We start from the raw sequence: 9612 nt of genomic DNA on the forward strand, positions 1-9612 counted from the left end.
CATATGAGAACGCAACCAGCACCGGGCAGGATGGGGCGTCGATGCCTCCAAGCCCGACCAGAGGACCGACCTGTCCAAGCGGCGAACTCAGGGCCTAGCGAACGCGCGTGCGGGATTCGACGGCGGACGAGCGGCTACGGAAGGAGGAGAGCTGACTGCGGCCAGGTGTCGCGTGGGAGTGGGTGCGGTTTGCTGTCCACCGCCGGCGACGGTTGTGAGCGTGAGGCCGAACAGAAGCCTGTTCATCTCCTCGCTCGTCAGCCCCAATTCCGCGGCTACGGCGGATGTCCTCACACCCTTTGTGCGCAGCGCCGCGAATACCTTGGTCAGCACCTGCGAAGTTTCCCGCTCCCCCATGCCCTCGGGTTCGGCGGAACGGTATCCCAACCGGCTCAGTTCCGCGCAAGTCGACCTGTACTGCCATTCCGTGAGCAGGCCCAAATCGTGCAGGCGGTACGTCAGGGCCATGGCGGAGACCTTCCAGATCCGCTTGCCGCGGATGATCTGGTCGACGTGGGCACCCGACGGCATGTGGCCCAGGACGCTTGCCCTGGGCATGAGGAACGCGGATGCGAAGGTGTTCGCCTGGCGTTCGGCTTCGGGACCCGAGCAGGCGTGCTCGCTCCCATGCATCACGAGGTGCCCGAGTTCGTGAGCGGCATCGAAGCGGCCTCGTTCGGCCGATTTCAGGGTGTTGAGGAATACGAAGGGCACGCCTTCACGCCAGACGGCGAACGCGTCGACCTCGGCGTGATCGGGGTCCAGGGAGAACACGCGCACTCCATGGGCTTCCAGGAGGTGCACCATATTGGGTGCCGGCGCTTCCCCAAGTTCCCAGCGTGTGCGGACCATCGCGGCGGCCGTTTCCGGATCCGGCCTGCCCAGAGATGGCACGTCCACGGTTGGAAGGCGGAAGCTCTCGGCGATCCAGGCGTAAAGCGTCGCACCGAGCGTTCCTGCGGCGCGGGCGGCATCCAGCACCCGTGGTGAGGTCTTGCTGCGTGCCCGCCATGAGATTCCATCGGCGGGGAGTTCCTCCAGTGGCGGCCCTTGGAAGAAGGCTGCGGGGAAGTCCAGGGCGGATGCCAGCTTGTTCAGGGTGGTGGAGCGCGGAGCGGTTCGCCCGGTTTCGTAGTTCGACAGGCTTTGCAGCGAGATTCCAGACCGGTCCGACAACTGGGCGAGGGTCATCCCTCTGCGCTTGCGTGCCAGTGCGATGCGGGACGGGGTCACCATGTGGGGGCTGCCTCAGCTATCGGTGGTGCCTGGTGGGGGCGGCGGACTCCGACGCCCCCACCATCGGACTCAGCGGAAATCGACAGGGATGTCGATCTCCCCAGGTCCATCATCGTTCAAAGGTTCGATTCCGTCCATCGTCAGCGCGGGAAGCGGAATCCGTCTTCCCCATTCGACCACGAATCCGTCCACGAACCTCTTAGGCCGCGACAGCTCGCAGTCGACGCGCACCGCGTCCCCGACCTTCGTGCGGTACGACAGAAGAAACCATGTCTTCAGCGCGGCGGCTTCCTCCTCGCTGAGCGACACACCCCTGGGCCCTGCGCCCGCCACGAACAGAGCGGTCTGGACGTGTGCCGCCCCCTCGCCCTCGTTGGCTTGAGTGACCTGTCCGGTGGCGGTGCCCCGGCGGCGCCCGTTCTTCGGGAACAGGCTCGCCTGGCCGGTGGCGGCGTCACCGACCATGACGCCCATCGCCATCGACCGATCGGCGCTGCAGACCAGTTCCAAGCGGCCGTGCACGAGCCGCGCCCACCCCTCGCGCTCGATATGCAGCTCTCGAATGGTGCGCACGTGGGCCTCATAGGCCCTCCGCCCCCCAGTCCCCATCGGGTCGTTGGGGACTGCTGTTCGCCGCGCCGCCTCGCCCGCGCGCAGAACGTCGTGCAGGTACTCCAACCTTGTCCCCATTCCGCCAAGTTGTGCCCGAACATCGTCGGGATCCAAGGGGGACATCGATAGGGAGAACGGCAAGAGGACCTCCGATACACGGCAGTTGACTGATGGGAACCCTACCTCAGATAAGGGCCCATCTTTATAAGATTTTGCGGCTTCGTCGTTGCGGACTGCGTCACTGGTTGCGAGCGAAGTGACCAGCCGCGACCTGCCTTCCGCGAACCTGCGCCCTCCCCGCCACGGCGGAGGGCAGCGGTGCCCATGCGCCCGAGATAGAGGTGCCGTCGCCCGACTAGGAAGATCCGATCACGCCTCCGGCGACTACCTGACGTCGGACACCCGATGAGTTCTGAACCGCTCCTTCTGCCGTTCAGCTGACTCCCGCACGCCTTCCTCGGAGATCGCGTGCCGGGTCCCTCCGCCCCATTGGACGAGGCTATTTCCCTTCCCACCTGGAACGTTATTGATGTGAGAGATGAACAGGCAGCCACCCGCGAACTCTCCGAACTCGGGCCCCAGCTCTTCACCTTCTGGGCCTCGTCCGGCAGCGAGCCGTTTGCCGTCCTCGTCGTAGATGACGCGCTCCTCCTCGGAGGCAGCCGTCCGTACGCAGGTCCCCCGCGATCAGTCGCGGGCCGCCGCTCGTCCAACCCTCAACCCGGCTGCCGCCCGACGGACGTTCGCAGCCGTTCACGAAGCACTCCCTCACGCCCCGAACTGGGCGTGGAACGGCAAAGACGATCTCCGCCCGCCGGGAGGGACGGCGGGCAGATGCGGTCAGTGCTCGGTGAGGTCCCGGATGTCCCAGCCAGCGCCGGTCATCGCGTCCGCGTACTTTTTGCTGCGGTCGCGATGGGCGGCGAGCACCAGCAAGTGAGTGGGGCGTGTCGCGCCGACGAAGACGAGCTGCACGGCGGCCTGGACGCTCTTCAGTTCCCGCAGCGGGTCGCTACTTTCGGCGATCACGCGCAGCGCCTCGGTCACGTCGAACTTCCTGCCTGTCTTCTCCAGGCACTCCAGGATCAGTGTTGCCGCGTGGGTCTCGCCCTTCGCGCTCTGGATGGTCCCGGGTACCGCCCGCGCCGCCGGTACTGCGGCGACGGCCGCGGGAGCGAGCCCGGGAGCCGCGCCTACAGTAGCAGCGGGGGTGAATTCCATTACAGCCTGGCGTAGTTGGCAGCCGTCGAGGAGCTTCAGCTGGATGGTCAGCTGCTCGGTGGCCTCTCCCCCAGCTCGCTGCGTCGAATTTGTCCGCGTTGAGGAGGAGTTCACGCAGCAGGATCCGCACCCTGCCTCCGGTCGTCGCTATTGACCTCTCCAGGCGGCTGAGGGCCGGGAGCCCGTCGCCGGTCGGTGCCGAGACGGACGCGCGCACGGCGTTCCACAACTCGGTGGCCGCTTCGTGGCTGTCCGGGCCCGTTTTCCACCGGGCGCTTGCCGCGCGGGCCGCGCCGATCAGGGTGCGGTGAGCCGTCGGGGTGCTGGTCGGTGTGTATCCGGGCAGGTAGCAGGAGATCGACTGCGGGTAGACGGGTGAAGTTTTCGGGTTCTGTCGCGCACCCAGTACACGCGGTGGACGCCGCACCAGGACGTCCTCGGGGACGCTCACAGCGGCCATGCGCTCGAAGGTCGGTACGACGTCGGACACCGTGGTCTCGTCGAACAGCAGAACCGCCACCTGGCCGTCGGGGCCGACTCCGCGGACCTGCTGGGGCCGCCGGACGGCCAGGCGGCTGGCCACGGCCGCGATCTGCGGCCCGAAGCGCCGGCTGACCGGCAGCTCCGGGGCCCCCGGCAGCGGGAACAGGGAGGCGGGCCCTCCTGCGGAGGCCGCGTTGCTGTAGATGCCCTGGTTGGTGTCACCCACCCGCTGCACGACGGTGGATGAGGAAGCGAACACGAGGTCCAGCAGTTCGTGCTGGGTGGCGCTGGTGTCCTGCGTTTCGTCGAGGAGAATGAACGGGAAGCGCGTGGTGACCGCGGCAGCGATACCCGGATGCCGGGCGAGATACTCCTGGGCGATGGCGTACATGTCCTGGAAGCGGAAGACGCCCCGGCGTGCAAGAGTCCGTTTGAGGTGGTCCAGTTGCTTTCCGCTGGGAGACTGGGCACTGAAGCGCGGATCCCTGGCCGCTCCGGTGACCGCGAGTTCGCCGTCCCGGTAGGTGAACGTCGCCCCGGTGACGATGCCGGTGCCCTGGTGCTGGTGCTCCACATAGCTGCGCAGGGTGGAGTATTCGGGGCGCTGCAGGAGCCGGAGGGCTGCGGTCTCGAAGGCCGCGTCGTCTATGGACCGGACCTCCACTTTTCTGTCCCGCACGGCCGGCAGCGCGAGGAAGGTGTGCACGAAGGACTGGATGGTGCCGATGAAGTGTGGATAGCGCAGCAGGTTGCGTCCTGCGGCGAGAAGGCCCACTCGGTCGGCGATCTCGTTCTTGGCCGTGTTGGTGTGCGACAGCACGCACACCCCGCGGGTCGGGGAGGTCCACGCGTCGGCCATCAGCGCGAGCTTGAGCCCGATCAAGGTCGTCTTGCCCGACCCCGGGGCGGCCTGGAGATCCTGCGTGCTCTCGCTCTGCAGGAAGTCCCACTGCTCGGCATCGAGCGGGTCCAGCCCCAGGACCTTCACCATGGCCTCCACCTTGTCGGTGGCGAAGGCATCGGACAGGTAGGTGCGGGTCACGGGGCCACCTCGCCGCACAGGTACGTGAAAGCATCGAGCAGGTAGGGCGGGACGTCGCTGCGAACCAGCGGCGTCGAGGCGAGCAGCTGGGCGGCGAACTGTGCGGTGATCGGCTTGCTGACGTTGTCCAGCTTGAGCGGCCGGTAGATCTTCAGGGCGGCCTCTTCTAGGGAAAGGCCCTGCCCTATCCACGTGTCGACCACCCGGTCGGCCCGTGCGATGGCCTTCTCGGTCTTGTCGGCGTCCGGCCAGGACCGTGCTGCGGCGGATGCCAACTTGACCGCGCGGTACATCAGCCTGGCCATGGTCCAGGACGTGACCGCGAGGTCGTACTCCAGCGTCCACCAGTCGGACACGAACGTCTTCACGGGCCCGTCGTCGCCGGTGGTGAGGTTCGTGACGTACGCGGAGATCTCCTCCTCCGTCATATCCGTCCAGCGCACGAGCTTGCCCCTCATGACCTCGGGAGTGTCGGCGGGAACGAGATCACGGTCGCGGATACAGGCCACGCGGACCGGAATCTGCTCACCGTCGCGCTGGAAGACCCGGCTGTAGCGGAACAGGCCGACGTGGCCGACGTTGACCACGCTGATCCCGTGTTCGTTGAAGGGCATGCCCAGGGCGTCGGCGAGCGCGGGCAGGAAGATCGCCTCGGCGTCTCCCTCAACCATCGCGAGCCCCGGGCGAAGAACATGTTCGCCTTGGTGACGTCCAGGAACCGGGTCAGGAACGCGTAGTCCCCCTCGGTCAGGCGCGTCATACCGCGCCGCAGCGGAAACGTACGCCCCCTCGCGACGAGGGTCAGGCACTCGACCGGCGTCGAGGAGGCGAGGTTGGGGCTGTGGGTGGTGAGGATGACCTGCACAGGTGACCTGTCACCATCCTGCGACCCCTGCGCCTTGTCCCGCAGCAGGTCCATGATCCGAGTCTGCAGCTGGGGATGGAGATGCGCCTCGGGCTCCTCGATCAGCAGCAGAGGAGCCAGTTCGTTCTTGCCCAGCAGGAGCAGCTCCGCAGCCATGAACAGGGCGTTGTTGTAACCGAGTCCGCGGCGCGTCCACTCGTCGGATGCGGTGAAGAGGTTCAGTTCCAGCCGCTCCAATGCGCGGACCAGCGTCGCGTCCGTGGCAACGCTGATCTTGGCGCGCAGGACGTCGTCACCGATCGCGAACCGCTGCAAGTAAGCCGAGTTGATGTCCTCACTCACCTCCGCGACAGCCTTGTTGTCGCGGATATCGCACTCAGCTCGCCGCAGGATTCCCCGCAAAGTCGACGGAGGTTCATCACCGGTCGGGTCGAAGTCGTCGACATCCTGGTCCTTCATCGACGGGTAACCTGCGAGTATCTGGGACAGCCGCGACCCGCGGCCCGAGCGCAGTTCCGCCTCTGCATCGCGAAGGGGGCGCAGGTAGGTTGCGCGCAGGAGTTCGCGAGCAGCGCCGTCCAGGGCGGGGCCGTTGCCGTCCGGTCCGGTCCGGGTGGTGACCGAGACCCGGTTGCGCAGAGGATCCATCCGCTGGGCCTTGAACGTGACACACAACCAGGCGGTGCCGTCGCGGTCGTGGGTGAGCAGTTCCAGGAAGACCGCCTGCTCCTCGGTCGACAGGTCGGTGAAGGCGCACCCGATAGTGAAGGTTTCCGCCCTCCCGTCCTTCCCGAGGTGGAAGTCGTCCTGGGAGACCCGGTAGTAATCCGATGCTGCGGACTGCAGGCACAGCCGGATCGCGTCGACGATGGCCGTCTTCCCGCTGTCGTTCTCCCCCACGAGCACATTCGTCCCGGCCGTGAACGACACACTCAGCGCATCATCCCGCTCGCCCTCACCCTGCGCTGCGGGTCCAAAGACCCGAAAATTCTCGACCCGCAGATGCGCCAAGTACACACAATCCCCCGCCGGCAGAGGCCGCGACACCCTCTTTCTCCGGGAAGGAGCCCCCGGGCAGCACGGCCCTTGATCGATATTTTCGGAATCCTACGCTCTTCGTGGCCCCCGCCCGGGGAGAATCCGGCAGGCCGGTGGGCGCCACGCCGCGAGGGCAACTCCCCCGGCGACGGCAACGGAGAGCCAGGCGCTGGTTGCAGACCGCGCGGCGCGGAGGGGTGCGTCACAAGCCGACGGGGTCTCTAAGCAGGGGGTTTGCTCTCCGTGAGCGAGTAGTCGTACGGTGTGCTCACCGCCAGGGCCGCCAAGGGCCGCCAAGGCTGGCGGCGAAGGTAAGGGGCACAGGAGTGTGCCCAGCGAATCCTTTGTTTTCTTCGCCACCGGTTGTTCGACAACCGGGGCGATGCCCCGGGGAGTTGCTCCCCGGTACCCGCGCACTGCTGGAGTTACTGCTACAAGGTCTTCCGACCTCAACGAATGCCGCGTGTGATTCCTGCACACGGCGCACAGCCCGCGGGTGCTGTGTTTCATGTCAGGCATCCGCCTGTCTTCGTTGAGGTCTTCGCCTCGGCGAAGCCCCCGAAGTCAGCGGCCAACCGCCTCGGGAGGCGCCCAGTGTGGGCAGTACTAGAACAGGCAGCGGTCGCGGCACCGGACACATTCATGAAGGTGTTCGTCGTGTGCTTCGTGACCGTGGTCCTGGCTTTTTTGGTGGCGTTGGCTATCGCTCTTCGCAACACTCCGGCGGGGCAGCGCCCGGAGATCATCAGAGCCCTGGCCGAATACATGCCCTTCTGGAGGAAGAAGCGGTGACTGCACGGCTTCCCAGGGGCCGAGGGCTACCGCGTCCGAACTTGCGCTGGAACCGAGAGGCCGCCGAGCCTCTCAGTTCCAGCGCGGCGGTTCACTGATCCCCAACCGACTAAGGGTTGTCCCTTAAATGATCTTCTGGTTGCCCCGGGCACGGTTGGTGGGTGATCCCCCATCGTCTTCGTAGGATCACTCGGCTATGGCCCTGTGTCGTACTCCTCCAAACGGTTCCGGGGAGGACTGATGAGGGGTGGGGGGCAAGTCGTGGCTGCTCGGCTTGGACGTGCTGCGTGGGTGGTTGGGATGGCGGTGACCTTGCCACTGTCCGGTTGCGTCGCGACCGATAACAGCGCGGGCGGTGGTGAAGGTAAGGAGCGTGCGACAGCTGCGATCGAGGCCGCTCGGGCCTATCAGCAGGCCCAGTTGGACCACGATTGGGAGCCCACCTGCGAGGCCATGACGGAACGCGTGCGGCGGAGTCAGGGGATGGACACCATAGCCGAGTGCGTCGAAGTTATTACGGCGCCCAAACCTCGCGACAACAGCGACACGCGCGTGAGGACCAGTGAGGCGATCGAGGTCCCGGCCTTGGGTCCACACCCGGCCGGAATCGGAGTGGGGCTGGGGTGATTGTGGACTCCAGGCGGCCTCCCCTGGTCGTGCAAACCGCGCTGCGACTTGTCCCGAACGAACACGGGACCTGGCTCGTCGACCAGACGGTCAACATCTTCGAGAGCGAGAGCGCAGACTCCCAGGCTGTGCGTGCAGCGCTGGCAGAGAGGGAGCGGCTTCGCGATGTCTTGGCCGCGCCGTCGAATATCCGTGCTCTGCCAAACAGTTCAGGAGCGAGCGCGCCGTACGGATCGTGTAGCTGACTGCCTATGTACTCGCCGAGAGATCACACAGTTACGCGGACAGATCGTAGTCCACTGAGCCGCCGTGACGACTGGGTCGACTGCGCCCGGGGCGGAGCGCCGCAGGGGCAGCCAGCCGGCCAAGCGGCGGCTGCCGCGGCGCGGTGCGCGCGACGGGCGGCCAGGGCCGGCGTTGGCCACGAGGTCCAGGTCGCTGAGGTTGTCGATCACGCCGTGCTGGCACTGCTGCTGGGCGCAGGTGGGCGGCTGGTAGTTCTACCACTGGATGCTGGTTCCGGCCGCGTCGAACAGGACAGTGTCGAGGTATTGGGCGCGGGAGCCGTCGCTGGCGAGGTAGGTGGTGGCCCTCTCGACCGGACACGGCGTACGCCCCGCTTCGGGCCGTACGAACCCTCCAATCCCATCGGTTTGATGGGCTGACCCCCACGGCTTTCCGGGGCGTCATCAGCCGATAGTCAGGCACCGGTGGCCGAGATCGGCTGTCGCCGTCTTGCCGATCGCGGCGAGGGGCCTGGTGCTCTGGTTCCGCCCTCCCTGATCGAGCCGATCAAGCCCAGTACTTGGCTGCCGGCCAGGAGAACGCGGTCTACCTGGCGACGCTCTTGCTCCTACTGCGCCCGTGTCGCGAGACCCCTGCCCCGACCGGGCTTCTCAGGCGTCCACTAGGTTGCGGCGCCTACATTATTGGCGCTGCATTCGCAAGAGGATAGGCCCCCCTCTTGAGCTATGGCATGCCCTACGTATAGGCCGGGGGCATGCGTCAGCGCCAGGCCCGACCTTCCTTCATACGCTCAGGGGCGGTACCGATGGCAATGTGCACGCCTCGGGAATGGACCCCGAGCACTGACGTCCGGAAGCGCATTGACCCCGGGCGAGTGGCAGGTAATGCCAATTTGCCTTGTATACGCACATAACCCCATTCCCCCCCAAGTAGGATCACGAAGTGATAACGCCACGCGTGGAACTGTTCATTCCAGCGTGCATGCACGGGTAGCTTCGTGAACAATTAGTTGGGCCACCCAACTTCTTCGCCTCGATGTTCATTCGACGTCGCTTGATTTGGGTCACCGCAATGCTGCACGGGGGGGGTACAGCATGGGCATGATCCTGTTGCGTCCGGCTTGAGTTTTCCTCGCCGCTGATGCCGCTTGGGTGTAACGTATTCGACTTCCGCCTTCATAGGGCTTGGGTCAACTTCCGGTTGGGTCATTCGGCAGCTGATTACTTTTGCGTCAGGCTATCCTGGTTAGCCCAGAATACTCTTTTGAGTGTGCCATTTTTTGTCTCATGGGGGGGGCAATGGACGAGGTAATGGTGAACGGTGCGATGCTGCCGAGCGTTCTTTCGGTACAGGAGCGGCGGCGGGTGTTGGTGGAGTTCAACGACACCGACCGGAAGGTTCCGGCGGAGACGTTGCCGGAGTTGTTCGAGGCGCAGGTTGGGTTGGTGCC

General features: G+C 65.9%; 6 protein-coding genes and 2 pseudogenes. 1 reads left to right on the top strand and 7 read right to left on the bottom strand.

Annotated features, from left to right (window positions below; all coding sequences use genetic code 11):
- Positions 1–87: 87 nt before the first annotated feature.
- The 7 genes and pseudogenes from ACZ60Q_RS07000 to ACZ60Q_RS07030 form a co-directional block, all read right to left on the bottom strand.
- A complete protein-coding gene (locus ACZ60Q_RS07000; protein ID WP_469629486.1) occupies positions 88–1236 on the bottom strand; it encodes a helix-turn-helix domain-containing protein in 1149 nt (382 codons plus the stop codon).
- 69 nt (positions 1237–1305) lie between these two features.
- Complete coding sequence (locus ACZ60Q_RS07005) at positions 1306–1809, bottom strand: hypothetical protein (protein ID WP_469629489.1); 504 nt, start codon at positions 1807–1809, stop codon at positions 1306–1308.
- Positions 1810–2688: 879 nt separating this feature from the next.
- Positions 2689–2895, bottom strand: coding sequence for a hypothetical protein (locus tag ACZ60Q_RS07010; protein WP_469629491.1), 207 nt, complete (start codon positions 2893–2895; stop codon positions 2689–2691).
- Positions 2861–4594 carry a UvrD-helicase domain-containing protein gene (locus ACZ60Q_RS07015; protein ID WP_469629493.1) on the bottom strand — a complete coding sequence of 578 codons (1734 nt, stop codon included), beginning with the start codon at positions 4592–4594 and terminating at the stop codon, positions 2861–2863. Before ACZ60Q_RS07015 ends, ACZ60Q_RS07010 begins: the two co-directional genes overlap by 35 nt.
- On the bottom strand, positions 4591–5052 hold the full coding sequence (locus ACZ60Q_RS07020; protein WP_469629578.1) for a hypothetical protein: 462 nt from the start codon (positions 5050–5052) through the stop codon (positions 4591–4593). The genes ACZ60Q_RS07015 and ACZ60Q_RS07020 overlap by 4 nt, the downstream gene beginning before the upstream one ends.
- 87 nt (positions 5053–5139) lie before the next feature.
- Positions 5140–5265: pseudogene (locus ACZ60Q_RS07025) on the bottom strand (TOPRIM nucleotidyl transferase/hydrolase domain-containing protein); the annotation flags it as partial.
- Between the two features lie 137 nt (positions 5266–5402).
- Positions 5403–6506 (bottom strand): annotated as a pseudogene (locus ACZ60Q_RS07030) (ATP-dependent nuclease); the annotation flags it as partial.
- Between the two features lie 633 nt (positions 6507–7139).
- Here ACZ60Q_RS07030 and ACZ60Q_RS07035 point away from each other — a divergent pair.
- On the top strand, positions 7140–7289 hold the full coding sequence (locus ACZ60Q_RS07035; RefSeq protein WP_356727840.1) for a hypothetical protein: 150 nt from the start codon (positions 7140–7142) through the stop codon (positions 7287–7289).
- The last annotated feature ends 2323 nt before the right edge of the window (positions 7290–9612 follow it).

The sequence above is a fragment of the Streptomyces sp. NPDC104313 genome, assembly GCF_055583985.1.

What these genes read in the sequence shown, in the direction of transcription:
- ACZ60Q_RS07000 (WP_469629486.1), bottom strand. Translation starts at nt 1,236, where the DNA reads ATGGTGACCCCGTCCCGCATCGCACTGGCACGCAAGCGCAGAGGGATG.
- ACZ60Q_RS07020 (WP_469629578.1), bottom strand. Translation starts at nt 5,052, where the DNA reads ATGAGGGGCAAGCTCGTGCGCTGGACGGATATGACGGAGGAGGAGATC.
- ACZ60Q_RS07035 (WP_356727840.1), top strand. Translation starts at nt 7,140, where the DNA reads ATGAAGGTGTTCGTCGTGTGCTTCGTGACCGTGGTCCTGGCTTTTTTG.